At 70.0% G+C, this 23,982-nt stretch carries 20 protein-coding genes and 3 rRNA genes; 13 read left to right on the top strand and 10 right to left on the bottom strand.

Annotation, left to right across the window (positions count from 1 at the left end; translation table 11 throughout):
* Positions 1-26 precede the first annotated feature (26 nt).
* Complete coding sequence (locus tag BX266_RS07865) at positions 27-1,067, bottom strand: alpha/beta hydrolase (protein ID WP_143686884.1); 1,041 nt, start codon at positions 1,065-1,067, stop codon at positions 27-29.
* Between the two features lie 574 nt (positions 1,068-1,641).
* Here BX266_RS07865 and BX266_RS07855 point away from each other — a divergent pair.
* The 3 genes from BX266_RS07855 to rrf all read left to right on the top strand — a co-directional run bounded on the left by BX266_RS07855 (position 1,642) and on the right by rrf (position 6,706).
* Positions 1,642-3,158 (top strand): 16S ribosomal RNA (locus BX266_RS07855).
* A gap of 257 nt (positions 3,159-3,415) precedes the next feature.
* A 23S ribosomal RNA gene (locus BX266_RS07850) occupies positions 3,416-6,521 on the top strand.
* Positions 6,522-6,589: 68 nt separating this feature from the next.
* A 5S ribosomal RNA gene (rrf, locus tag BX266_RS07845) occupies positions 6,590-6,706 on the top strand.
* The 16S, 23S and 5S rRNA genes sit together here, the layout of an rRNA operon.
* Before the next feature lie 50 nt (positions 6,707-6,756).
* Here the strand turns inward: rrf and BX266_RS07840 are convergent.
* Positions 6,757-7,329, bottom strand: a complete 573-nt coding sequence (locus BX266_RS07840; RefSeq protein WP_099898180.1) for a DinB family protein — start codon at positions 7,327-7,329, stop codon at positions 6,757-6,759.
* Positions 7,330-7,545: 216 nt separating this feature from the next.
* On the opposite strand from BX266_RS07840, the gene BX266_RS07835 reads away from it, so the two are divergent.
* Complete coding sequence (locus BX266_RS07835) at positions 7,546-7,935, top strand: VOC family protein (RefSeq protein ID WP_099907538.1); 390 nt, start codon at positions 7,546-7,548, stop codon at positions 7,933-7,935.
* A gap of 74 nt (positions 7,936-8,009) precedes the next feature.
* Here BX266_RS07835 and BX266_RS07830 read toward each other — a convergent pair whose 3' ends face one another.
* A complete protein-coding gene (locus BX266_RS07830; RefSeq protein ID WP_099898179.1) occupies positions 8,010-8,393 on the bottom strand; it encodes an SCO4402 family protein in 384 nt (127 codons plus the stop codon).
* A 30-nt stretch (positions 8,394-8,423) separates the two neighbouring features.
* Positions 8,424-9,116, bottom strand: coding sequence for a carboxymuconolactone decarboxylase family protein (locus BX266_RS07825; RefSeq protein WP_310794773.1), 693 nt, complete (start codon positions 9,114-9,116; stop codon positions 8,424-8,426).
* Here BX266_RS07825 and BX266_RS07820 point away from each other — a divergent pair.
* The gene (locus tag BX266_RS07820; protein ID WP_099898177.1) at positions 9,096-9,596 is read left to right on the top strand and encodes a MarR family winged helix-turn-helix transcriptional regulator; all 501 of its coding nucleotides are present in this window, start codon (positions 9,096-9,098) and stop codon (positions 9,594-9,596) included. The two genes, BX266_RS07825 and BX266_RS07820, sit on opposite strands and share 21 nt — an antisense overlap.
* A 58-nt stretch (positions 9,597-9,654) precedes the next feature.
* Here the strand turns inward: BX266_RS07820 and BX266_RS07815 are convergent, their stop codons facing one another.
* The 3 genes from BX266_RS07815 to BX266_RS07805 form a co-directional block, all read right to left on the bottom strand.
* On the bottom strand, positions 9,655-9,816 hold the full coding sequence (locus BX266_RS07815) for a hypothetical protein (protein WP_180290412.1): 162 nt from the start codon (positions 9,814-9,816) through the stop codon (positions 9,655-9,657).
* Between the two features lie 58 nt (positions 9,817-9,874).
* Positions 9,875-10,651 (bottom strand): 1-acyl-sn-glycerol-3-phosphate acyltransferase, encoded by a 777-nt coding sequence (locus BX266_RS07810; protein ID WP_099898176.1) that lies wholly within the window; start codon positions 10,649-10,651, stop codon positions 9,875-9,877.
* Positions 10,652-10,857: 206 nt separating this feature from the next.
* Positions 10,858-11,289 carry a DUF4395 domain-containing protein gene (locus BX266_RS07805; protein WP_099898175.1) on the bottom strand — a complete coding sequence of 144 codons (432 nt, stop codon included), beginning with the start codon at positions 11,287-11,289 and terminating at the stop codon, positions 10,858-10,860.
* Positions 11,290-11,489: 200 nt separating this feature from the next.
* On the opposite strand from BX266_RS07805, the gene BX266_RS07800 reads away from it, so the two are divergent.
* From BX266_RS07800 to BX266_RS07790, 3 genes are all read left to right on the top strand, one after another.
* Positions 11,490-11,903, top strand: a complete 414-nt coding sequence (locus BX266_RS07800) for a thioredoxin family protein (RefSeq protein WP_099898174.1) — start codon at positions 11,490-11,492, stop codon at positions 11,901-11,903.
* A 309-nt stretch (positions 11,904-12,212) separates the two neighbouring features.
* Positions 12,213-12,998, top strand: a complete 786-nt coding sequence (locus BX266_RS07795) for an electron transfer flavoprotein subunit beta/FixA family protein (protein ID WP_399169201.1) — start codon at positions 12,213-12,215, stop codon at positions 12,996-12,998.
* 37 nt (positions 12,999-13,035) lie between these two features.
* Positions 13,036-13,998, top strand: coding sequence for an electron transfer flavoprotein subunit alpha/FixB family protein (locus tag BX266_RS07790; protein ID WP_099898172.1), 963 nt, complete (start codon positions 13,036-13,038; stop codon positions 13,996-13,998).
* Positions 13,999-14,072: 74 nt separating this feature from the next.
* Here BX266_RS07790 and BX266_RS07785 read toward each other — a convergent pair whose 3' ends face one another.
* Positions 14,073-15,449: a S8 family serine peptidase gene (locus BX266_RS07785; RefSeq protein ID WP_099898171.1), complete on the bottom strand. Its 1,377-nt coding sequence runs from the start codon at positions 15,447-15,449 to the stop codon at positions 14,073-14,075.
* Positions 15,450-15,694: 245 nt separating this feature from the next.
* Here BX266_RS07785 and BX266_RS07780 point away from each other — a divergent pair, with 245 nt between their 5' ends.
* The 4 genes from BX266_RS07780 to BX266_RS07765 all read left to right on the top strand — a co-directional run bounded on the left by BX266_RS07780 (position 15,695) and on the right by BX266_RS07765 (position 19,577).
* Positions 15,695-17,113: an acyl-CoA synthetase gene (locus tag BX266_RS07780; protein WP_099898170.1), complete on the top strand. Its 1,419-nt coding sequence runs from the start codon at positions 15,695-15,697 to the stop codon at positions 17,111-17,113.
* A 113-nt stretch (positions 17,114-17,226) separates the two neighbouring features.
* On the top strand, positions 17,227-18,282 hold the full coding sequence (locus BX266_RS07775; protein ID WP_099898169.1) for an NUDIX hydrolase: 1,056 nt from the start codon (positions 17,227-17,229) through the stop codon (positions 18,280-18,282).
* 54 nt (positions 18,283-18,336) lie between these two features.
* The gene (locus tag BX266_RS07770) at positions 18,337-19,047 is read left to right on the top strand and encodes a DUF4184 family protein (protein ID WP_099898168.1); all 711 of its coding nucleotides are present in this window, start codon (positions 18,337-18,339) and stop codon (positions 19,045-19,047) included.
* Between the two features lie 110 nt (positions 19,048-19,157).
* Entirely contained in the window at positions 19,158-19,577 is a 420-nt protein-coding gene (locus BX266_RS07765; protein WP_099898167.1) for a hypothetical protein, read from the top strand.
* A gap of 37 nt (positions 19,578-19,614) precedes the next feature.
* On the opposite strand, the gene BX266_RS07760 is transcribed toward BX266_RS07765, so the two are convergent.
* Positions 19,615-20,157, bottom strand: coding sequence for a carboxymuconolactone decarboxylase family protein (locus BX266_RS07760; RefSeq protein ID WP_099898166.1), 543 nt, complete (start codon positions 20,155-20,157; stop codon positions 19,615-19,617).
* Positions 20,158-20,280: 123 nt separating this feature from the next.
* Between BX266_RS07760 and BX266_RS07755 the strand changes: the two genes are divergently transcribed.
* Complete coding sequence (locus BX266_RS07755) at positions 20,281-21,582, top strand: geranylgeranyl reductase family protein (protein ID WP_099898165.1); 1,302 nt, start codon at positions 20,281-20,283, stop codon at positions 21,580-21,582.
* Between the two features lie 73 nt (positions 21,583-21,655).
* Here the strand turns inward: BX266_RS07755 and BX266_RS07750 are convergent, their stop codons facing one another.
* Positions 21,656-23,938 carry a glycosyl hydrolase family 18 protein gene (locus tag BX266_RS07750; protein ID WP_099898164.1) on the bottom strand — a complete coding sequence of 761 codons (2,283 nt, stop codon included), beginning with the start codon at positions 23,936-23,938 and terminating at the stop codon, positions 21,656-21,658.
* Positions 23,939-23,982 lie beyond the last annotated feature (44 nt).

The following is a 23,982-nucleotide window of genomic DNA, read 5'->3' as shown; positions in this document are numbered from 1 at the left end:
TCCGGACCGGCCGTTTCGCGTTCCCGCTAACCCCGCCGGGACAGCAGCCGACGCCACACCTGCTGCTCGGCGTCCACAGCCCACACCACGTCGCCGTGCCCGTAGCCCGGCACCACCCGGTAGTCCACCGACGCGCCCGCCTCCGCGAGCCGCCGCGCGCCCAGGTCGTGATCGCCGCGACCCCCTTCCGCGTTCACCCACACCACCTCCGCCCGGACCGCCGACCAGTCGATCCCGTACACCTCGGCCCACCCGCCCCACACCGCCGCCAGATCCCGCAGCAACGCCACCGGCTGCACCCCGCTGCCCAACTCCCGCACCGCCGCCGCCCACACCTCGAACGGCGAACGGTCCAGCCGGAACCGATCCAGCTCCCTCGCCGCACCGAACTCGTAGTCCCCACTGCTCAACCCGTGGTGGTACACCCAGTTCGCCGCCCCCGGCAGCTCGGCCGTCCGCGTCAACGCCAGGTGCACCAGCCCCCGGTTACTGACGAACCCGCCACCCGCCGCCGCCGGCCGCGGGACCGGCGAATCCCCGTCCGGATCCGCCACCGCCCGCGCGAACAACCCCCGCAGCCCCGGATCGACCGTCGTCGTCCCCGCCGCCAGCAACTCCCGCATCGCCGACGCCAAGCCGCGCGCCCGCTCGACCAGTTCCGGCTCCACCTCCGCGTCGTACGGCCCCGTGGTGTCCAGCACCAACACCCGCTCCAGCCGGACGTCCCACGCCCGGTACGCCGCCAGGTCCAACGCCACCGCCGCACCCGCCGAATGCCCCAGCACCTCGTACGGCAGCCCCACCGCAGCCACGACCCCCGCCACCACCCGATCCGCGTCCGCCCGGTGCGCTGCCAACCCCCACCTCGCACACGCCGGATCCGGATCCGCAGGGTCGACCCCGTCCTCGCGCGGGTCCACCCCCACCACCAGGCACCCCCGCTCCACCAGCACCTCCGCCAGGCTGCGCCGCGCCGCCGTGCAGAAGTTGGCCAGTACGTTCAGGCCGCCGCCCGGAAACAGGAACACGATCCGGGCAGGAGGCGTGGCCCCTGCGATGACGTGCACCGTGAGCGGTGTCCGCGGCTCCCCCGGGAGGAGGGGCAGCACGAGGCGGCGGTGGCCGGGGCGACGCCCGGGGCCGCGGCCGGATCCGTGGCCGGATCCGTGGCCGCTCGGTGGTGCCGTCGTCGCTCCGAGCGCTGCCGCGATCGAGTCGATCAGGTCCATGAGCTCCCCCTTGCCGCCGGCTCCCACGACGCCGTGTCCGACGTCGCCCCAAGAATGCCCGAGGCGATTTGCTTCGCGGGGCCCGGTCCCCGTACAGTTCCGGAGTCGCGCCGAGAGGGGCGAACGAAAGCGAGTTCGAGGAAACACCGGTAAAACGGTGGCGAAAACCTCTGATAAGCTGGGAAACACGAAAGAACGAAGCGCCCGGAGGGTCCGCAGGAATGCGGCTCGAAGGAAGCGTCCGTTCCTTGAGAACTCAACAGCGTGCCAAAAGTCAACGCCAGATATTTTGACATCCCCGGCCTCAGATTCTCTGGGGTTGGAGATTCCTTTTGAAGTAAAACACTAGCGAGGACGCAGTGCGCAGGGCCGCCTTATTCCGGTGGTTGCTGTGCCGCTCCCCGTGGAGACATTCACGGAGAGTTTGATCCTGGCTCAGGACGAACGCTGGCGGCGTGCTTAACACATGCAAGTCGAACGGTGAAGCCCTTCGGGGTGGATCAGTGGCGAACGGGTGAGTAACACGTGGGGAATCTGCCCTGAACTCTGGGACAAGCCTTGGAAACGAGGTCTAATACCGGATACGACCTTCTCCTGCATGGGGGTTGGTGGAAAGCTCCGGCGGTTCAGGATGATCCCGCGGCCTATCAGCTTGTTGGTGGGGTAATGGCCTACCAAGGCGACGACGGGTAGCCGGCCTGAGAGGGCGACCGGCCACACTGGGACTGAGACACGGCCCAGACTCCTACGGGAGGCAGCAGTGGGGAATATTGCACAATGGGCGAAAGCCTGATGCAGCGACGCCGCGTGAGGGATGACGGCCTTCGGGTTGTAAACCTCTTTCAGCAGGGAAGAAGCGCAAGTGACGGTACCTGCAGAAGAAGCACCGGCTAACTACGTGCCAGCAGCCGCGGTAATACGTAGGGTGCGAGCGTTGTCCGGAATTATTGGGCGTAAAGAGCTCGTAGGCGGCCTGTCGCGTCGGATGTGAAAGCCCGGGGCTTAACCCCGGGTCTGCATTCGATACGGGCAGGCTGGAGTGTGGTAGGGGAGATCGGAATTCCTGGTGTAGCGGTGAAATGCGCAGATATCAGGAGGAACACCGGTGGCGAAGGCGGATCTCTGGGCCATTACTGACGCTGAGGAGCGAAAGCGTGGGGAGCGAACAGGATTAGATACCCTGGTAGTCCACGCCGTAAACGTTGGGAACTAGGTGTTGGCGACATTCCACGTCGTCGGTGCCGCAGCTAACGCATTAAGTTCCCCGCCTGGGGAGTACGGCCGCAAGGCTAAAACTCAAAGGAATTGACGGGGGCCCGCACAAGCAGCGGAGCATGTGGCTTAATTCGACGCAACGCGAAGAACCTTACCAAGGCTTGACATACGCCGGAAACGTCTAGAGATAGGCGCCCCCTTGTGGTCGGTGTACAGGTGGTGCATGGTTGTCGTCAGCTCGTGTCGTGAGATGTTGGGTTAAGTCCCGCAACGAGCGCAACCCTTGTTCTGTGTTGCCAGCGAGTAATGTCGGGGACTCACAGGAGACTGCCGGGGTCAACTCGGAGGAAGGTGGGGACGACGTCAAATCATCATGCCCCTTATGTCTTGGGCTGCACACGTGCTACAATGGCCGGTACAAAGGGCTGCGATGCCGTGAGGCGGAGCGAATCCCAAAAAGCCGGTCTCAGTTCGGATTGGGGTCTGCAACTCGACCCCATGAAGTTGGAGTTGCTAGTAATCGCAGATCAGCATGCTGCGGTGAATACGTTCCCGGGCCTTGTACACACCGCCCGTCACGTCACGAAAGTCGGTAACACCCGAAGCCGGTGGCCTAACCCGTAAGGGGAGGAGCCGTCGAAGGTGGGACCAGCGATTGGGACGAAGTCGTAACAAGGTAGCCGTACCGGAAGGTGCGGCTGGATCACCTCCTTTCTAAGGAGCACATGGCCGGATGCGAGCGAATGTCTCGCACGGTTGCTCATGGGTGGAACGTTGACTATTCGGCACACACGGTATGGACCTGCCAGTACTGCTTCGGCGTGGAAAACAGGTACCGCTTGGTGTGTCGGGCACGTTGTTGGGTCCTGAGGGAACGAGTCTTCGTTGTCTCAGTGGTCGCCGGTCCCATGCTTGTTGAGGTGGGTGTCTGGTCGTTGTTTGAGAACTGCACAGTGGACGCGAGCATCTGTGGCCAAGTTTTTAAGGGCGCACGGTGGATGCCTTGGCACCAGGAACCGATGAAGGACGTGGGAGGCCGCGATAGGCCCCGGGGAGCTGTCAACCGAGCTTTGATCCGGGGGTGTCCGAATGGGGAAACCCGGCAGTCGTCATGGGCTGTCACCCATACCTGAACACATAGGGTATGTGGAGGGAACGCGGGGAAGTGAAACATCTCAGTACCCGCAGGAAGAGAAAACAACCGTGATTCCGGGAGTAGTGGCGAGCGAAACCGGATGAGGCTAAACCGTCATGGTGTGAGACCCGGCAGGGGTTGCCGTGACGGGGTCGTGGGAGTGAGCTTGATCGGTCTGCCGGCCGGTCGGCGAGTCAGAAACCGTATGGGTAGTCGAAGGACATGCGAAAGGTCCGGCGTAGAGGGTAAGACCCCCGTAGACGAAATCTGTACGGCTTGCTTGCTCATTTCCCAAGTAGCACGGGGCCCGAGAAATCCCGTGTGAATCTGGCGGGACCACCCGCTAAGCCTAAATATTCCCTGGTGACCGATAGCGGATAGTACCGTGAGGGAATGGTGAAAAGTACCGCGGGAGCGGAGTGAAATAGTACCTGAAACCGTGTGCCTACAAGCCGTGGGGGCAGTCTTCGGACTGTGACTGCGTGCCTTTTGAAGAATGAGCCTGCGAGTTTGCGGTGTGTAGCGAGGTTAACCCGTGTGGGGTAGCCGTAGCGAAAGCGAGTCCGAATAGGGCGTCTGAGTTGCATGCCCAAGACCCGAAGCGGAGTGATCTAGCCATGGGCAGGTTGAAGCGCGGGTAAGACCGTGTGGAGGACCGAACCCACCAGGGTTGAAAACCTGGGGGATGACCTGTGGTTAGGGGTGAAAGGCCAATCAAACTCCGTGATAGCTGGTTCTCCCCGAAATGCATTTAGGTGCAGCGTCGCGTGTTTCTTGCCGGAGGTAGAGCACTGGATAGGCGATGGGCCTTACCGGGTTACTGACCTTAGCCAAACTCCGAATGCCGGTAAGTGAGAGCGCGGCAGTGAGACTGTGGGGGATAAGCTCCATGGTCGAGAGGGAAACAGCCCAGAACACCGACTAAGGTCCCTAAGCGTGTGCTAAGTGGGAAAGGATGTGGAGTCGCAGAGACAACCAGGAGGTTGGCTTAGAAGCAGCCACCCTTGAAAGAGTGCGTAATAGCTCACTGGTCAAGTGATTCCGCGCCGACAATGTAGCGGGGCTCAAGCACATCACCGAAGTCGTGTCATTGCAGCAATACTCCCAACGGAGGCTGTGATGGGTAGGGGAGCGTCGTGTGCCGGGTGAAGCAGCCGAGGAATCGAGTTGTGGACGGTTCACGAGTGAGAATGCAGGCATGAGTAGCGATACAAGAGTGGGAAACTCTTGCGCCGATTGACCAAGGGTTCCTGGGTCAAGCTGATCTGCCCAGGGTAAGTCGGGACCTAAGGCGAGGCCGACAGGCGTAGTCGATGGACAACGGGTTGATATTCCCGTACCCGCTTTGAAGCGCCAACGTCGAACCAGGTGATGCTAAGGCCGTGAAGCCGGCCCGGAGTCTTCGGACAAAGGGACGTGGTGGAGCCGCCGACCCAAGCCTGTAGTAGGTGAGCGATGGGGTGACGCAGGAAGGTAGTCCAGCCCGGGCGGTGGTAGTCCCGGGGTAAGGGTGTAGGCCGTGGGGTAGGCAAATCCGCCTCACATTAAGGCTGAGACCTGATGCCGAGCCGATTGTGGTGAAGTGGATGATCCTATGCTGTCGAGAAAAGCCTCTAGCGAGTTTCATGGCGGCCCGTACCCCAAACCGACTCAGGTGGTCAGGTAGAGAATACCGAGGCGTTCGGGTGAACTGTGGTTAAGGAACTCGGCAAAATGCCCCCGTAACTTCGGGAGAAGGGGGGCCATTGCTGGTGAGGGGACTTGCTCCCTGAGCTGGTGGTGGCCGCAGAGACCAGCGAGAAGCGACTGTTTACTAAAAACACAGGTCCGTGCGAAGCCGTAAGGCGATGTATACGGACTGACGCCTGCCCGGTGCTGGAACGTTAAGGGGACCGGTTAGTCACGATTCGTCGTGGCGAAGCTGAGAACTTAAGCGCCAGTAAACGGCGGTGGTAACTATAACCATCCTAAGGTAGCGAAATTCCTTGTCGGGTAAGTTCCGACCTGCACGAATGGCGTAACGACTTCTCGACTGTCTCAACCACAGGCCCGGTGAAATTGCATTACGAGTAAAGATGCTCGTTTCGCGCAGCAGGACGGAAAGACCCCGGGACCTTTACTATAGCTTGATATTGGTGTTCGGTTCGGCTTGTGTAGGATAGGTGGGAGACTTTGAAGCCGTGACGCCAGTCATGGTGGAGTCGACGTTGAAATACCACTCTGGTCGTGCTGGATGTCTAACCTGGGTCCGTGATCCGGATCAGGGACAGTGTCTGGTGGGTAGTTTAACTGGGGCGGTTGCCTCCTAAAGGGTAACGGAGGCGCCCAAAGGTTCCCTCAGCCTGGTTGGCAATCAGGTGTTGAGTGTAAGTGCACAAGGGAGCTTGACTGTGAGACTGACGGGTCGAGCAGGTACGAAAGTAGGGACTAGTGATCCGGCGGTGGCTTGTGGAAGCGCCGTCGCTCAACGGATAAAAGGTACCCCGGGGATAACAGGCTGATCTTCCCCAAGAGTCCATATCGACGGGATGGTTTGGCACCTCGATGTCGGCTCGTCGCATCCTGGGGCTGGAGTAGGTCCCAAGGGTTGGGCTGTTCGCCCATTAAAGCGGTACGCGAGCTGGGTTTAGAACGTCGTGAGACAGTTCGGTCCCTATCCGCTGTGCGCGTAGGAGTGTTGAGAAGGGCTGTCCCTAGTACGAGAGGACCGGGACGGACGAACCTCTGGTGTGCCAGTTGTCCTGCCAAGGGCATGGCTGGTTGGCTACGTTCGGGAGGGATAACCGCTGAAAGCATCTAAGCGGGAAGCCTGCTTCGAGATGAGCACTCCCACCTCCTTGAGAGGGTAAGGCTCCCAGTAGACGACTGGGTTGATAGGCCGGATATGGAAGCCCTGTAAGGGGTGGAGTTGACCGGTACTAATAGGCCGAGGGCTTGTCCTCAGTTGCTCGCGTCCACTGTGTTGTTCTGAAACAACGACCCACTTTTCCGGTGGATAGTTTCATAGTGTTTCGGTGGTCATAGCGTGAGGGAAACGCCCGGTTACATTCCGAACCCGGAAGCTAAGCCTCATAGCGCCGATGGTACTGCAGGGGGGACCCTGTGGGAGAGTAGGACGCCGCCGAACAATCATTCAGAGAAAGCCCCCTGACGGGATGTCAGGGGGCTTTCTCGCGTTTACTGGCCCGGCTTCCAGGGTTGGAACCACGGGTCGGGCCAGGCTTCGGCGGCGGCGAGCAGGGGGTAGAGGGTCGCGCCGTCGATGGCCTCGCGGATGAGGTCGGCGTGGCCTCCGTGGCGGGCGGTCTCCTCGATCAGGTGGAGCAGGATCCAGCGGACGGTCCAGTCGCCGAGTTCGGCGGGGAACCAGGGCAGGCCCGGCGGTACGGGGACGACGCGGCCGAGGTCGGGGATGTCGGCAATGGCCGCGTCGGTCCGCTTCGCGGCTGCGGCGTAGTGGGCGAGGGCGCCGGCCAGGGTTTCGTCGGGGGAGAGGTGGAACTCGTCGGACTCGCCCGTGCTGGGTTCGGGGTCGCGGTGGTGCTGGAGGACGAGGTCGGTCCAGAAGGTCTCGCAGTGGGCGGCGTGCTTGATCAGGCCTCCGATGCTGAGCTCGCCGGCGGTGGGGGTCAGGCGGGCCTGGTCCTCGGTGAGGCCGTGGGCGGTGGCCCGGAGGGTACGACGTTGCTGGGCGAGGTAGGTGGTGAGGGAGGTGCGCTCGTCGGGGGCGGGTGGGGTGAGTCCTGGCATGGCGGTGGGTGGGCCTCTCGGTATGCAAGGTCTTGCAGCAAGTTTCAGCGGGGACTCTACTGGGGCGGCCGGTTGCCGTACACCCTGATGAGCGGTCGGATGCCTGGAGCGCGGGCTCTACATGCTCGGCATCCCCGCCGGACCTCTGAGATCACTGACCGGGCAGCGCTTAGGCTCGGGTTCTGCGAATGGGGATCGATGGAAGGGGTGTTGGCGATGCTGCTCGGACTTCGGACAGTGATCTATCCCGTGGCTGATCTGGCTGCTGCGAAGGCGTGGTGGTCCGGAGTGCTCGGGGTGGAGCCGTACTTCGACGAGCCGTTCTATGTCGGATTCAACGTCGGGGGGTACGAGTTGGCGCTGCTGCCGGACGGCGATCCGGCGGCCGGCCCGGTGACGTACTGGGGGGTGCGGGACGTCGATGCGGCAGTGGAGCGGTTCGTTGCGGCGGGCGCGACGGTGCGGGAGGCGGTCCAGGAGGTCGGTGGGGGGATCCGGGTCGCCACGGTGGTGGAGCCGGCGGGGGCGGCGGTCGGGTTGATCGAGAACCCGGTGTTCGTGTTGCCCGAGAAGCTGCCGGGGGAGGGCGACGGCCCGGGGCGGTGAGCCGAGGGAACGGGAAGTGCCCCCGCCGTGGGCGGGGCCCTTCGACGGCCGGGTTGGGCGGCCCCCGTGAGGCGTCAGCGGGCGGGTTCGACCTGGGCCAGGTGGTCGTTGCGGACCAGGATGCGGGCGAGTTGGGCGGCTGTGGTGGTGACGGTGGGCCAGGCCGGGGAGTCCAGGTGGTCAGCCGGGCAGGGGTCGTCGGGGAGGGTGGCCAGCAGGGTGCGGACGGCGGCGCCCAGGTCGGCGGTCAGGGCGGCTTCCTCATCGGTGCGGAGGGTGTGGCCGAGCCAGGGGAGCGGATCGGCGGCGTCGCAGGCTTCCGTGAAGAGGGTGGCGAGGACCGTCGCGGGGTCGAAGGCGTCGCAGGCGGCGTCCTGGGGGCCGGGTGCGGCCAAGGTGAGGACCGCGGTCACCAGTTGGTGGCGCAGGGCGGGGAGAGCGATGCCGCGGTCGGTCACCCGGGGAGCGTACCGAGCGGGTGCGGACGGTCAGGCGTAGGGGGCGAGTTGGGGGTCGACGGGGGCGTCGGTGAGCCGGTTGGCGAACGTGGAGAGGGTGTAGGCGCCGATGCCGAGGACGATCTCCAGTGCGTTCTGCGGGGTGAAGCCGTGGGCGAGGAAGGCGGCGAGGTCGGGCTCGGGGACGGCGCCGGTGTGGTCGAGGACGGAGTGGACGAAGCCTCGGACGGCCTCCAACCGGACGTCGGGGAGGGGCTGTTGGGCGCGCAGCGCGTCGATCAGCTCGGGTGCGGCGGCGAGCTGGGTGAGCTTGGCGGTGTGCATGGCGACGCAGAGGTGGCAGCCGTTGCGGGTGGCGATGGTGAGGATGACGGTTTCACGGACCACCGGATCGAGCTCGGTGGCCTCGAACATGGCGGTCAACTTCAGGAAGCCGTCCAGGAGTTGGGGTGCGTGGGCGAGGCGGGCGGCAGCGCTGGGGAGGTAGCCGAGGTGACGGGTGACCTGTTCGAGCTGGCGGCGGGCGGCCGGCGGGGCGGTCTCGGGGGTGAGGTCGGGGAAGTGTGCGCCGGTGGAAGTGGAGGAGGCGGCGGAGACGGAGGCCGCGGAGGGGTGGTGGTGGGAGACAAGGCGGTGCCTTTCGGGGCGGTGGTGGGCAGGCCGGGGTGGCCGGGAGGGCAGTCCCCGGCTGCGCGTCCTAGAATGGACAACGTGGTTGACCAAAACGTAAACCAGGTTGTCGATCCGCGCAACGGCTTTGAGCTTCCGCTCCTGCTGTTCGCCGGATTCCGCACGATCATCGACGAGTTGCACGCCGAGCTGGCCCGCCAGGGACACCCCGACGCGCGGCCCGCGTACGGCTTCGCGATGCAGGCGATCGGGTTGCACGGCGCGACCGCGAGCGAGATCGGGCGGCGGCTGGGGGTGTCCAAGCAGGCGGCGGGGAAGACCGTCGATCGGCTGGAGGCGCTGGGCTACGCGGAGCGGGTGAACGATCCGGACGACGCCCGGCGCAAAGTGGTTCGGCTGACGGCGCGCGGGCTGGACATGCTGGCCAGGTCGGCCGCCGGGTTCGACGAGATCCGGGCGCGCTGGGCGCAGGTGCTCGGGGAGCAGCGGCTGCGCGAACTCGAGGACGGCCTTGCGCAGTTGGTCGGGCCGTCCGGGTTCCGGCTGGATGCGGCGGGCTGGTTCGGCAGCTGAGCGACGCCGCCCCCGGCGCGCAGGCGCACCGGGGGCGGCGGTTGGGACCGGACGGGAGTTACTTGCCGTTCTGGTCCGGGTCGGCGGCGAGAGTGATGACGCCGAGGTAGCCGTCGGCGTCCTCGGTGACCTTCAGCAGCACGGCCGGCCGGTAGATGCTGTCGCCGTCGTTGAAGGTGTCGCGTCCGGTGTGCCTGCTGTACGGCGACTTGGCGAACACGTGGTGCCCCCCTACCTGCCCGTCACCGGGCCGAGGGGGCGTCGGATGTGCGGGTCGGTCACGCGGTGTCGCGGGCGGCGCGGCGCTCCGCCTTGGCGGTGGCTTCCGCCTCGTCCGCGGCCTCGGCCTGCTCGGGGGTGGGCGCGGTGCCGCCGAGCTGGGCCGGGAGCCACCAGGAGTCCTCGGGGCCGGCCGGCTTGGCCGGGTACTCGCGCTGCGCCCGCTCCAGCATCTCGGTCATCGCGGCGCGCAGGCGGCGGGTCACCATCACCGGCTTGTCGGTCGGGGCCAGGTGGATCGGCTCGCCGATCATGATGGTCACCGGGACGTGACGCTTCGTCAGGGTCTTCGGGTGACCCTTGGTCCACAGCTGCTGGGTGCCCCAGAGGATCACGGGCAGCAACGGGGTGCCGGAGTCGGCCGCCATCCGGGCCGCGCCGGTCTTGAACTTCTTCAGCATGAACGAGCGGCTGATCGTCGCCTCCGGGAACACGCCGACCACCTCGCCCTCGCGCAGCGCCTGCACGGCGGCCTCGTACGCGGGCTGGCCGTCGGTGCGGTCCACGGGGATGTGCTTCATGCCGCGCATCAGCGGGCCGGACACCTTGTGCTTGAACACGTCGTCCTTGGCCATGAAACGGGTCTTGCGGCGGGCCACCCGGTACGCGCCGAAGCCCGCGAAGATGAAGTCCAGGTAGCTGATGTGGTTGCTGACCAGGACCGCACCGCCGGTGGCGGGCACGTGCTCGGCGCCGACGATGGAGATCCGCAGGTCCAGCGCCTTGAAGGCGGCCAGCGCGGTGCGGATCACCGGCGGGTACACGAACTCAGCCACGGTCAGCCCTACTTCCCACGGGCCTCGCGCCCGGTCAGTGGTACCCGGGGCGTGGTGGCAGGGCCGCGAAGTCGCGGCACGCCGCGGCGGCCACGGGTGTTTCCCCCCGATAATCCCCTGAACGGGCACGGTCTGTCACGCCCGGGGCGCAGCCACGAGACTTGTATCTCACGGGGAACTTTCGGGGGGCCCGGGTTCGGCGAGGGCTACGCCACGGACTCCCGTCGCTCGCCGGTCCCCTTGCGGGGCAGCAGGAGGTAGAGCTCGCAGCCGAGGCAGTAGTCGAAGGCGGCGTTGAGGAAGGCGGCGGCCAGCGCCAGTGCGGTGGCGGTGAGGCCGAGCCAGGCGGGGCCGAGGAGGTAACCGACGGTGCCGAGGAGGGCGAAGGCGAGGCCGACGCTCTGGGCGAAGCGGGGTGGGCGGGCGTCCTCGAGTTCGGCGGGCGGGCCGAGGCGGGGGCGGACGAAGGTGCGGTAGAGCCAGCCGTACGGGGAGCGGGTGGGGCCGCCGATCGCACCGAGGGCGAAGACCAGGGTCTGGGCGGCGAGCAGGTAGCCGTTGCCCGTGATCAGGACGGCGGCGAGGACGAGGGAGGTGAGGACGGCGGCGAAACGGGGGCCGCGCGGGTCGATCTGCACGGAGCTGCTCCGGAGAAGGGCGTGCTGACGGGACGTCGGGGGCGTGCGGTCAGCGACAGCGCGTGGTGCAGGCCCGGCACAGGTCGATCACCCGGCGGCTGGTCAGCCGGGGAGTCGGGTGCGGGGTGCGGGCGTCCACGGTGGCCATGGTAGCGGGGCACGCCTTCCGGGCCCAGGGCCGGGTTTGTCACACTGGACGGATGACCGGACTGATCGTGTGCCTGGCGGTGCTGGCTGCGGCCGGCGCCTTCGGCGTGGTGCGGAAGGCGCGGGACGGGAGGCTGCGGGTGCGCGGCAAGGACGACGGGGTGCGGTTGACCGGCGCGGAGCTCGGGGCGGCGCTCGGCGAGCGGGCGACCCTGGTGCAGTTCTCGACCTCGTTCTGCCAGCCGTGCCGGGCCACCCGCCGGACGCTCGCCGAGGTGGCTGGGATGGTCGACGGGGTGGCGCACGTGGAGGTCGACGCGGAGTCGCAGCTGGAGCTGGTGCGGCGGCTGGACATCCTGCGCACGCCGACGGTGCTGGTGCTGGACGCGTCCGGCCGGGTGGTGCGGCGGGCCGCGGGGCAGCCGCGCCGGGTGGACGTGATCGCCGCGCTGGGCGAGGCCGTCTAGCGGGTCCGTCCGCCGGGGGCGGGGCGGCGATCTGGCGTCGAGTCAGGTGGCAGTGCGGCATCGGGCCGTCGGCTGGGGCAGGATGGGCCACAGGCGGTGGCACGGTGCCGGGCCGGACCTGCGGGCAGCGTAAGCTACTGGCGAGTAGTGACGGCTGGGCTACTCGTGAGTATGCTGCCGGGGAGTTCCGGAGGGGCACCGGTGCGCGCCGCCCGGGCCGCGGGCCCCGCGCGTGCGCCGAGACGCGCTCGACACGCACGGAGACTTTGCCGCAGCCGCCGGATCGGACCAGTAACAGGAGAGCAGGCCGTGAGCTTGAGGATCGTTGTCTGTGTGAAGTACGTGCCCGACGCGACCGGTGACCGTCGCTTCGCGGACGATGCCACCACTGACCGGGAGGGCGTGGACGGCCTCCTGTCGGAGCTGGACGAGTACGGCGTCGAGCAGGCGCTGCGGATCGCGGAGGCGAACGACGGCGCCGAGGTGACGGTGCTGACGGTGGGTCCGGACGACGCGAAGGACGCGCTGCGCAAGGCGTTGTCGATGGGCGCCGACAAGGCGGTGCACGTCAACGACGACGACATCCACGGCACGGACGTGATCGGTACCTCCGCGATCCTCGCGGCGGCGCTGGAGAAGACCGGTTTCGACCTGGTGGTGTGCGGCATGGCGTCCACCGACGGCACGATGGGCGTGCTGCCCGCGCTGCTGGCGGAGCGCCTGGGGGTGCCGCAGGCGACGCTGCTGTCGGAGGTCGCGGTCGAGGGCGGCGTGGTGAAGGGCCGCCGGGACGGCGACGCGGCGTCCGAGCAGGTCGAGGCGGCGCTGCCGGCGGTGGTGTCGGTGACCGACCAGTCCGGCGAGGCCCGCTACCCGTCGTTCAAGGGCATCATGGCGGCGAAGAAGAAGCCGGTGCAGGCCCTGGACCTGGACGACCTGGGCATCGACGCTGACGCGGTCGGCCTGGCCGGCTCCTGGACCAGGGTCGAGGACGTCACCGCCCGCCCGGCCCGCACCAAGGGCGTCATCGTGACCGACGAGGGCGACGGCGGCAAGCAGCTCGCCGCGTACCTCGCCGAGCAGAAGTTCATCTGACGGTCCACCAGGAACAAGTGGGATACGGAGCAAATTCATGAGTGAGATCCTGGTCCTGGTCGACCACGTCGATGGTGCGGTGCGCAAGCCCGCGCTCGAACTGCTGACCCTGGCCCGCCGGCTGGGCACCCCCTCCGCGGTGGTCCTCGGCGCGGGCGCCGCCGCCGCCGAGATCGCCGCCAAGGCCGCCGAGTACGGCGCCGCCAAGGTCTACGTCGCCGACGCCGACGAGTTCACCTCCCAGCTGGTCGTCCCCAAGGTCGACGCGCTGACCCAGATCGCCAAGGCCGCCGACGCCGCCGCCGTCCTCGTCACCTCCTCCGGCGAGGGCAAGGAGGTCGCCGCCCGCACCGCCCTGCGCCTGGGCTCCGGCATCATCACCGACGCCGTCGACCTCGAAGCCGGCCCCGCCGGCCCCGTCGCCACCCAGTCGGTGTTCGCCGCGTCCTTCCAGGTGAAGTCCACCGTCACCACCGGCGCCCCCGTCATCACCGTCAAGCCCAACAGCACCGCCCCCGAACCCGCCCCCGCCGCCGGCGCCGTGGAGAACGTCACCGTCGCCCTCACCGGCAACGCCGCCGCCGTCACCTCCCGCACCCCCCGCGTCTCCACCGGCCGCCCCGAACTCACCGAAGCCGCCATCGTCGTCTCCGGCGGCCGCGGCGTCGGCGCCGCCGACGGCTTCTCCGTCGTCGAGGACCTCGCCGACGCCCTCGGCGCCGCCGTCGGCGCCTCCCGCGCCGCCGTCGACGCCGGCTGGTACCCCCACACCAACCAGGTCGGCCAGACCGGCAAGCAGGTCTCCCCCCAGCTCTACGTCGCCGCGGGCATCTCCGGCGCCATCCAGCACCGCGCCGGCATGCAGACCTCCAAGACCATCGTCGCCATCAACAAGGACCCCGAAGCCCCCATCTTCGAACTCGTCGACTACGGCGTCGTCGGCGACCTGTTCACCGTCCTCCCCCAGCTCACCGGCGAGGTGAAGGCCCGCAAGGGCTGAGCCGCCGCGAGTCGGACACGGGCGCGGCCCCCGGGATCACCGGGGGCCGCGCCTTCTTGCGTGCCGAGGGGGTGTCAGCGGCCCGCGACGGAGTGGACGAAGCGGTTGGCGTCGACGGTGCCGAGGCCGGACGCCAGGTCGTAGCCCTTGACGGCCTGGTAGCCGGTCACGGCGTCCCAGGAGTTGTCGCCGGCGGTGACGTCGGTGATGCCGCTCCACTGGGAGGGCAGCGCCGCGAGGGCGTACAGGCGCGGGTTGAGCTGGCCGAGGCGGTGGCCGGCGAGCTGGTTGGCGAGGGCGACCACGCCGGAGAAGATCGGGGTGGCCTCGCTGGTGCCGCCGGTCAGGTGCCAGCCGACCCGGGTCGGGTCGTACGACTCGTACGTCCAGGCGGCGCCGTCCACGGCCGCGCTCATCGAGATGTCCGGGGTGCCGCGGTGGTTGCCGGTCACCTTCGCCACGCCCGCCTGGTACCAGGGGCGGTCGAAGACGCCGGAGACGCCGCCGCCGGCCGCGCCGTAGTCGTCGTGCCAGACCTTGTCGGGCGCGGTCCGGACGCCCTTGTCGTCCAGGGTCAGCTCGGTGCCGCCGATCGAGGTGACCAGCGGGTCCGCGGACGGCCAGGAGTTGACCTTGTACGGGTACAGGTCGCTGCCGTTCTCCATCGCGTCGGTCGCGCCGTTGTCGCCGGAGGCGGCGAGCACGGTGACGTCCTTGGCGGCGGCGAACCTGAAGGCGTACCGCAGGTCCTCGATGGACTTGAAGTTGCCCTTGTCGAAGCCCGGGAAGGTGTTCTCGGTCGCGCCGAAGCTCTGCGAGATCACGTCCACGTTGTGGGACTTCATGACGGCCTTCTCGGCGTCCATCATCTCCGGCAGGCCGGTGACGCCCTCGGTCTCGGCGACGCCGGTCTCCACCAGCACGATGTGCGCGTCGGGGGCGACCGCGTGCGCGTACTCCACGTCCAGGGTGGTCTCGCCCGCCCAGCCCGTGTGGTCCGCGTTGGTCGGGTCGAAGACGGGGACGTCGCCCCACTTGACCACCTCGACCTGGGTGTCCGGGATGCCCCACTGCTGGTCGAAGACCTCCAGGTCGTGCTGGATGGTCGGCGAGCCGAAGGAGTCCACGATCACGATCGTCCGGCCCTTGCCGGTGATGCCCTGCTGGTACAGCGGGTTCAGGTTGTACGCGGCGCGGTACTGCAGCGGCGAGTAGCAGTGGATGCCGATCTGCGACACGCAGTCCGAGGTGGATATCGGCGCGACCCGGCCCACCGCGTCGATGTGGCCGGCCGAGGCCGGGCGCAGGTGGAAGGCGGCCGGCAGGCGGACGCCGGCGGACTGGGCGGTCGCCGACGCGCCGCTCAGGGCGGTGACCCCGACGGCGAGCAGGGCCGCGGCCCGCAGCACGGTGGAGCGTCGGGAACCCGCGGTGGCGGGGTACGTGCCCAAGGAGACTCCTCGAAGAGACGGTTCACCCGGCCCGGCAGGCCGGGGCGCTCCCCATCCCATCGGCACTGGCGGAACCCTGCCATAGCCCGAGACGGGTGGTCGCCATGGCTCCGTCCGGCCACCGGATTCGGTAAAGGAAGTGGAGTGGTTCGGTAACGCCCCAGCTCGGGGCGGACGGTGACGACCCGGTGGGTGAGCGGTGTCTCGCTGCGCCCGGCGGGCGCGGCTGGTTAGAGTCGGGCGGCATGGGACTGCTGACGGCACTTGACGGCGTGTACGGGGACCGCGCGGACGCGGTGGTGGTGGACGGACAGGCGCTGTCCTGGGAGGAACTGCTCGGCGCGGCCGGGGCGGTCGCCGAACGCGTCGCCGGCGCGCCCGGGCTCGCCGTGCTGGCCCGGCCCACCGCCGAGACCGTGGCCGCCGTGGTCGGCGGACTGCTCGCCGGGGTGCCCGTGGTCCCGCTGCCGCCCGACTCCGGACCGGTCGAGCGCGCCCACATCCTGCGCGACAGCGGCGCCACCCTGCTGGCCGGCACCGGACTCCCCGCCGACACCGAGGGCCTGACGGCCCTTCCGGTCCGCCTCGCCGACCGCCCCGGCGCCGGCTGGCGGCCCCCGGCCGAGGACGGCGACCGGACCGCGTTCGTGCTCTACACCTCCGGCACCACCGGCGCGCCCAAGGGCGCGCTGATCCCGCACCGCGCCGTCGCGGCCGGGCTCGACGGCGTCGCCGACGCCTGGCAGTGGGGCGCCGACGACACCCTGGTGCACGGCCTGCCGCTGTTCCACGTGCACGGCCTGGTGCTCGGCGTGCTCGGCGCGCTGCGCACCGGCAGCCGCCTGGTGCACACCGGCCGGCCCACCCCCGCCGGGTACGCGGCCGCGGGCGGCAGCCTGTACTTCGGCGTCCCCACCGTGTGGTCGCGGATCGCCGCGGACGCCGACGCCGCCCGCGCCCTCGGCGCCGCCCGGCTGCTGGTCTCCGGCAGCGCCCCGCTGCCCGTTCCGGTCTTCGAGAAGCTCCGCCACCTCACCGGCCAGGCCCCCGCCGAGCGGTACGGCATGACCGAGACCCTGATCACCGTCGCCACCCGCGCCGACGGCGAACGCCGCCCCGGCGCGGTCGGCGTGCCGCTGCCCGGCGTGGCCAGCCGGCTGGTCGGCGAGGACGGGCAGCCGGCGCCGCACGACGGCGAGAGCGTCGGCGACCTGCAGATCCAGGGCCCCACCCTGTTCGACGGCTACCTCGGCCGCCCCGCGGCCACCGCCGAGTCCTGGACCGCCGACGGCTGGTTCCGCACCGGCGACGTCGCCGTGATCGGTCCCGACGGCTTCCACCGGATCGTCGGCCGGGCCTCGGTCGACCTGATCAAGAGCGGCGGCTACCGGATCGGCGCCGGCGAGGTCGAGGCCGCGCTGCGCGACCACCCCGGAGTCGCCGACGCCGCCGTGGTCGGGGCGCCGGACGAGGACCTCGGACAGGCCGTGGTGGCCTACGTGGTCGCGCAGGACGGCGCGGTGACGGAACGTCAGCTGATCGACTTCGTGGCGGGCCGGCTGTCCGGGCACAAGCGGCCCCGGCGGGTGGTGCTGGTCGAGGACCTGCCGCGCAACGCCATGGGCAAGGTGCTGAAGAAGCAGCTGCTCGACACCGAGGGCTGAGCAGCCCCCTTTCAGGAGCCCGGGGAGTGGGTACCACTCGGGGTGGTGTGGGGGCCGGGCCCCGCGCTGCCCGGTGCACGCCGCCGGGCCACGGTGGAGGGGCAGGGGATGCTGTGATCGTCTGGGTCAATGGGGCATTCGGGGCGGGCAAGACGAGCGCCTGCCGGGAGTTGGTCGGGCTGCTGCCCGGTAGCCTGCTGTTCGAACCGGACACCCTCGCAACGGTGCTGCGCGCGACCCTGCCGCCCGACCGGGTGGACGTGCCGGACCTGCGCGTCCTGCCCGCCTGGCGGCGGCTGGTCGCCGAGACCGCCGCCGCGCTGGCCGGCGAGATCGACGGGGCGGTGATCGTCCCCGAGACGCTGCTCGACCAGGACCACCGGGACGAGATCTTCGGCTCGCTGGCCGGCCGAGGCCTGCCCGTCCACCACGTGGTGCTCGACCCGGTGGAGACCATCCTGCGGGCCCGGATCGCCACCCGGGAGGACGTCCCCGGCGACCCGGAGGCCACCCAGCGCCTGCGCCAGCGCGGTCGCGAGGCGCTGCCCGGCTACCTGGCCGCCCGCGGCTGGCTGGCCGGCGACGCCCGGATGGTCGACAACGGCGTGCTGACCCCGCGTCAGACCGCCGAGCGGATCGCCGACCTGGTGCGCAGCGGCGCGGCGCGCTGCCCGATCGTGCGCACCGAGGGCGGCAGCGGCGACACCGTGGCCGCCGCCGTGCTGCTGTTCGACGACCGGGACCGGGTGCTGCTGGTCGACCCCGCGTACAAGCCGCACTGGGAGTTCCCCGGCGGCGTGGTGGAGAGCGGGGAGTCGCCGACGGCCGCCGCCGTGCGGGAGGTGGCCGAGGAACTCGGGCTGCGGCTGGACCCCGAGGAGCTGCGGCTGCTCGCGGTCGACTGGGAGTCCGGCCTCGGCCGCGGCCGAGGCGGACTGCGGCTGGTGTACGACGGCGGGCGGCTCGGCCCGTCCGAGGTGCTGCGGCTGCGGCTGCCCGCGGGGGAGCTGCGGGACTGGCACTTCGCCACCCGCCGGGAGGCCGCCGAGCTGCTGCCCGCCGGGCGGATGCGCCGGCTGGCCGCGGCACTGGAGGCCCGCGAGGCGGGCGACCTGCGGTACCTGGAGGGCGGGCGGCCCGCCGCGACCGGCGCCGCCGCCGGGCGCTGAGCGGAGTCGGGCGCGTTCGGTGGCGGCGGGGCGGGGCGCTGACAGGATGGGGGCATGCCGTTCACCCCGAGCCATGTCGCCGCCGTCGTCCCCGGGCTGCGCGCCGCCCGGCGCCGGGGCGCGCTGGTCGCCGCCGGGCTGGTCGCCGGGTCGATGGCGCCCGACGTGCCGTTCTTCGCCGAGTCCCTCGTCCGAGGGGTGTACCGGTACGGCGGGTTGACGCACCGTTGGTGGGCCGCGCCGACCCTCGACGTGGCGATCGGGGCCGGGCTGGTGGCCGGCTGGTACGGGCTGTGGCGCGGGCCGGTCGGCCGGGCCGTCCCCGGCGCGTGGGTCGAGGTCGCGCCGCCCGAGCGGCTGGCGGGCCGTGAACTCGCCCTGGCGGCCGGGGCGGTGGCCGCCGGCGCGGCCACCCACCTGGTCTGGGACTCCTTCACCCACCACGGCCGGGCCGGCGTCCGGGCGTTCCCGGTCCTGGAGCGGACGGTGCGCGGCGTGCCGCTGCACACCGTGCTGCAGTACGGCACCTCGCTGCTCGGCCTCGGCGTGCTGGCCCGGTACGCCGGCCCGTGGCGGACGGCCGACCGCAGGAGCGGCGCGGTGCTGGCCGGGGCGGCGCTGATCGGCGCCGCCGAGCGGGTGCGGCGCGGTGAGCGCGGCTTCGTCGACGAGGCGTGCTTCGGCGCCGGCGCGGGCGTGGCCGTCGCGGCGGCCCTGCTGCGAGGGGCGGGCGGAAAGTCCGCAGAGCATCCCGAATCCCCCTGAAACAGCGTCCCACCAGGGGTTTCCCGACACCCCCGCGAGGGGCCGCGCCGGGGCGACGGGTAGCGTCTGCCGCTGCGTCCGAGGTGGGCGCGCGGAGCGGCGGGAGAGAGATGCCGAAGGTTCAGGCAGGGGAGCAGAAGCTCGCGTTGGTCTCGGCGGCACGCCGGGCCGTGCTGCGGCTCGACGAGAGCGAGCGGCCGCGGTTGGTCGTGCTGGGCGTGAGCGCTTCGAGCGTGTGGCTGGGCGCCCTGCTCGGCGGGCTGGCGATGCTGCTCCTGTCGAGGGCGTACTACCTGGTGGTGACGGACCGTTCGGTGTTCGTGCTGCACGGGCCGCGGACGGCGGGCGAACCCCGGCAGGTGGCGGCCGTGGTGCCGCTGGAGCAGGCCGCCGCGATGGTGCAGAAGACCAAGCTGGGCACGACGTGGAACTCGGTGTGGCTGCGGCTGCCCGAGCGCCGGCGGCCGGTGCGGGTGAAGGTGTCGTTCCACTCGCGCACCGAGCTGGACCGGTTCCTGGCGAAGTTCTGAGCGGCCGCCCGGGCCCGGGGGGCCGGGCGGCCGGCGGTCACTCGGGGCGGGGCAGGTACCCGTTGGCGGCGAGGTTGGCGCCGATCATGCGGTAGACGGCCGGGTCGTCGGGGGTGATGGCGGCCAGGCCGTCGACGTAGCGGTTGTACATGCAGAACGCGGAGGCGATCAGAACGGTGTCGTGGATCGTCTCGTCGTCCGCGCCCGCGGCGCGGACCGCGGCGATGTCCTCGGGGGTGACGGACAGTCCGCTCTCGGCGACCTTGCCGGCGAGTTCGAGCAGTGCGCGCTGGAGGTCGGTGACGGGGGCGGTGGCGAGGTCGGTCTGGACGGCCTCGACGAGCGCGAAGTCGCCGTCGAGGCGGTGCGCGGCGGTGGCGCCGTGCGCGCCCGCGCAGTAGCGCGTCCGGTTCAGGGCGGAGACGTAGGCGGCGATCAGCTCGCGTTCGCCCACCGAGAGCGGGGAGTCGCCGCGCAGGAGTTGTTCGGCGAGTTCGCTCAGCGCCAGGCCGGAGGCGGGTTTGACGGTGAGCAGGCCCCGGATGCCGGGGTGGTCCATGGGAAGCGCGATGTGCGGCATGGCCCTTACTGAAGCGGGTAGGAGACAGCCTTGGCAAGGCCTTGACCTGCGGCTGGATCGCCACTGCCGGTCGGCGGCGGGTACTGGCCCCCCGGGCGGGCGGGCAGATTAGGATGGGCGACCGTGACTGACACCGGTAGCAACCAGGACCTGGACCCCGTCGAGCCGGTCGCGGCCGAGCTCGCGGGCACCGACGCGGCCGACCTCGCCGGCCCGGACCCGCAGGACGCGGATGCCGAGCAGGCGGCGCTGCTTGACGGTGTGTGGGACGTGGTGGTCGTCGGCGCCGGCCCCGCCGGTTCCTCGGCGGCCTACGCGGCCGCCACCAGCGGGCGGCGGGTGCTGCTGCTCGACAAGGCCGAGCACCCCCGGTACAAGACCTGCGGCGGCGGCATCATCGGCCCGTCCCGGGACTCGCTGCCGGCCGACTTCAAACTCCCGCTGCAGGACCGGATCTCCGCCGTCACCTTCGCCCTGAACGGCAAGTGGACCCGCACCCGGCGTTCGCGGCGGATGCTGTTCGGCGTGGTCAACCGCGACGAGTTCGACCTGCGCCTGGTGCAGGCCGCCGAGCAGGCCGGCGCGGTGCTGGTCACCGGCGTCACCGCGACCGGCGTCGAACAGCAGGGCGGCGACAGCCGCACCGTGTTCGTGACGTTGGCCGGCGGCGGCCGGGTGGAGGCGCGCTCCGTGGTCGGCGCGGACGGCTCCGCGAGCCGGATCGGCCGGCACGTCGGCGTCAGCTTCGACCAGATCGACCTCGGCCTGGAGGCCGAGATCCCGGTCCCCGACGCCGTCTCGCGCGAGTGGGCGGGCCGCATCCACCTGGACTGGGGCCCGCTGCCCGGCTCCTACGGGTGGGTCTTCCCGAAGACCGACTCCGGGACGCTGACCGTCGGCGTCATCTCGGCGCGCGGCGAGGGCGAGAAGACCAAGGAGTACCTGGCGGACTACATCCGGCGGCTCGGCCTGTCCGGCTTCGAACCGCTGGTGGAGTCCGGGCACCTGACGCGGTGCCGGGCCGAGGACTCCCCGCTCTCCCGGGGCCGGGTGCTGGTCGCGGGCGACGCCGCCGGGCTGCTGGAGCCGTGGACCCGCGAGGGCATCTCGTACGCGCTGCGCTCGGGCCGGCTGGCCGGCGAGTGGGCGGTGCAGGTCGCCGAGGCGAACGGTGCGGCGGACGTGCGGCGCCAGGCCCTCAACTACGCGTTCGCGATCAAGGCCGGGCTGGGCGTCGAGATGCGGGCGGGCAAGATCATGCTGGCCTCCTTCGAGAAGCGGCCGTACCTGTTCCACGCGGCGGTCTCGCTGATCACGCCCGCGTGGCGGGCGTTCGCCCGGACCACGCAGGGGCACACCACGTTCGCGCAGCTGATGCGGGACCACCGGGCGGCGCGGAAGCTGGCGTCGATCGCGGGGCGCTGAGCCCGTTCCGGCACCGATCCGCCCGGGGAGGGGAGTTCCCTCCCCGGGCGGATCCCTGCGTTCCCGGCCCGGGTTACTTGAGGCCGGTGTCCAGGGCGTTGATCAGGGTGCCGGAGGGGGTGTCGCCGGACATCTCCCAGATCATGGCGCCGAGCAGGTTCTTGGACTTCAGCCAGGCGGTCTTCTGGGCGATGGACCAGGCGTCGTCGAAGGTCCACCACTGGCCGCCGCTGCCGGTGTAGCCGTACGTGGAGACCGAGACCGGGTCGTGGTAGACGGTGAGGTTCGGGACGGAGGCGAGCAGGTTGCTGTAGCCGCGGGTGCCGGCCTCCTCGGCGAACTGGCCGGGGGCGGCTCCGCCCGCGGCCTGCCAGGCGCCGTGCGCGCCGCCGTCGGTGACGCTCTGCCAGCCGCGGCCGTAGAAGGGGAAGCCGATGGTGAGCTTGCGGGGGTTGACGCCGGCGGCGAGGTAGGTGTTGACGGCGTTCTCGATGGAGAAGTGGAAGGGGTAGGGGTCGGCGGGGTCGGCGTACAGGTTGGCCTGCTGGCCGGTCCTGTTGGGCTCCCAGGAGTTGTCGCTGCCGGCGCCGTGGAAGTCGTAGCCCTGGACGTTGGCGATGTCGAGGTACTGGAAGATCTGCGAGAGGTCCCAGCCCTGGTTGATCTTGACGGGGTCGGCGGGGGTGAAGGCGGTGAGCAGCTTGTGCGAGCCGCCGAGGGCGTCGAGCTGGCGGCGGAACTCGGCGAGCAGCAGGGTGAGGTTGGCCTTGTCGGCGGCGGAGTAGTGGTTGCCGGCGTGGCCGTCGGCGGAGCCGGGCCACTCCCAGTCGAGGTCGATGCCGTCGAAGATGCCGGCGGCGGTGCCGGGGCCGCCCGCGCCGTTGTAGGCGGGCAGGTTGCCCTTGATCCAGATGTCGAGGCAGGAGGAGACCAGCTTCTTGCGGGAGGCGTCGGTGGCGGCCGCGTCCGAGAAGTACTTGGAGTAGGTCCAACCGCCGAGCGAGACCACGACCTTGAGGTTGGGGTACTTCGCCTTGAGCTTCTTCAGCTGATTGAGGTTGCCGCGCAGCGGGGACCAGCCGTCGTCGGCGACGCCGTCCACGGACTGGGCGGCGCTCATCGGGCGGGCGTAGTCGGCGTCCGCGTCGCCCGCGCCGGTGCCCTGGTCGGGGTCCTGCGGGTTGGCGGTGGTGCCCTTGGTGACGCCGGCCATGCAGGTCAGGTTGACCGGGTCGATGTTCTCGAAGGCGTAGTTGACGACGTCGAGCTTGGCGGCGCTGCCCGAGGTGTCGAGGTTCTTGACGAAGTACTGGCGGCCGTAGATGCCCCACTGGACGAAGTAGCCGACCCGGGAGTACTTGCCGGGCCCGGCCAGGTCGCCGGTGGTGACGGTGAGCGCGTTGGACGGCTGCGAGTTGTTGTCGGCGGCGTCCCGGGCCCGGACCGTGAAGGTGTACGGGGTGGCGGGGGAGAGCCGGTCGACGGTGGCGGAGGTGGTGGTGACGGTCTGCACCAGGGCGCCGCCCTGGTAGACGTCGTACCCGGCGACCCGCTTGTTGTCGGTGGAGGCGTTCCAGGCCAGCGAGACGCTGGTGCTGGTGACCCCGGTGGAGCGCAGGCTGCCCGGCGGGGTCGGCGGGCTCGGGTCGCTGGCCGGGTCGACGGTGGTGGCGCTCAGCGCGGCGCTGACCGGGCCGGTGTTGCCGCGGGTGTCCTTGGCCCGGACGGTGAGGTTGTAGGCGGTGGCGGGGCTGAGGCCGGTCAGCGTGGTGGAGGTGCCGGTGGCCGAGCCGAGCACCACCGAGCCGTTCAGGACGTCGTACGAGGCCACCGGGAAGTCGCCCTTGCCCGCGGCCGCCCAGCTCAGCGAGAGGCTGTGCGCGGTGGCGTCGACCAGGGCGGGGGCGCCGGGCGCGGTGGGCGGGACGTCCGGGGTGCCGTCGCACTTGTCGCCGTTGACGCGGCAGTTGAGCGGCGCGGTCATCGGGCCGTTGCCGATGAACCAGAAGCTGTACGGCTCGGTCGAGCCGTTCGGCTGCACGGTGGCGTTGTAGTACGCGTTGGCGGCGACCACGTGGCTGCCGGTGGTGGTGGCCTGCCCGTTGTAGGTGCCGGTCATGGTGACGCCGGACGGCAGGTCGAACTCCAGCGTCCACCCGGTGACGGCGGTGGCGTTGGGGTTCTTGACGACGAACGTGCCCTTCCACCACGACCCGTAGTTGTCGGCGGTGAAGGTCGCGGTGAGCCTGCCCGCGGCGTGCGCGGGCGTGGCGGCGAGCAGGGCGATCGGCAGGGCGAGCGTGGCGAGCAGGGCCAGCAGCCTGGCCCTGAGGCGTTGCCTGGAACGGACGTGCATCGGTACTCCCTGTCTGGTGTGGGGGATTCCGTACAGGGGTGCCG

It is taken from the genome of Streptomyces sp. TLI_171 (assembly GCF_003610255.1).
Taxonomy (GTDB): domain Bacteria; phylum Actinomycetota; class Actinomycetes; order Streptomycetales; family Streptomycetaceae; genus Kitasatospora.
This window is presented reverse-complemented; position numbering and strand designations above follow the sequence as displayed.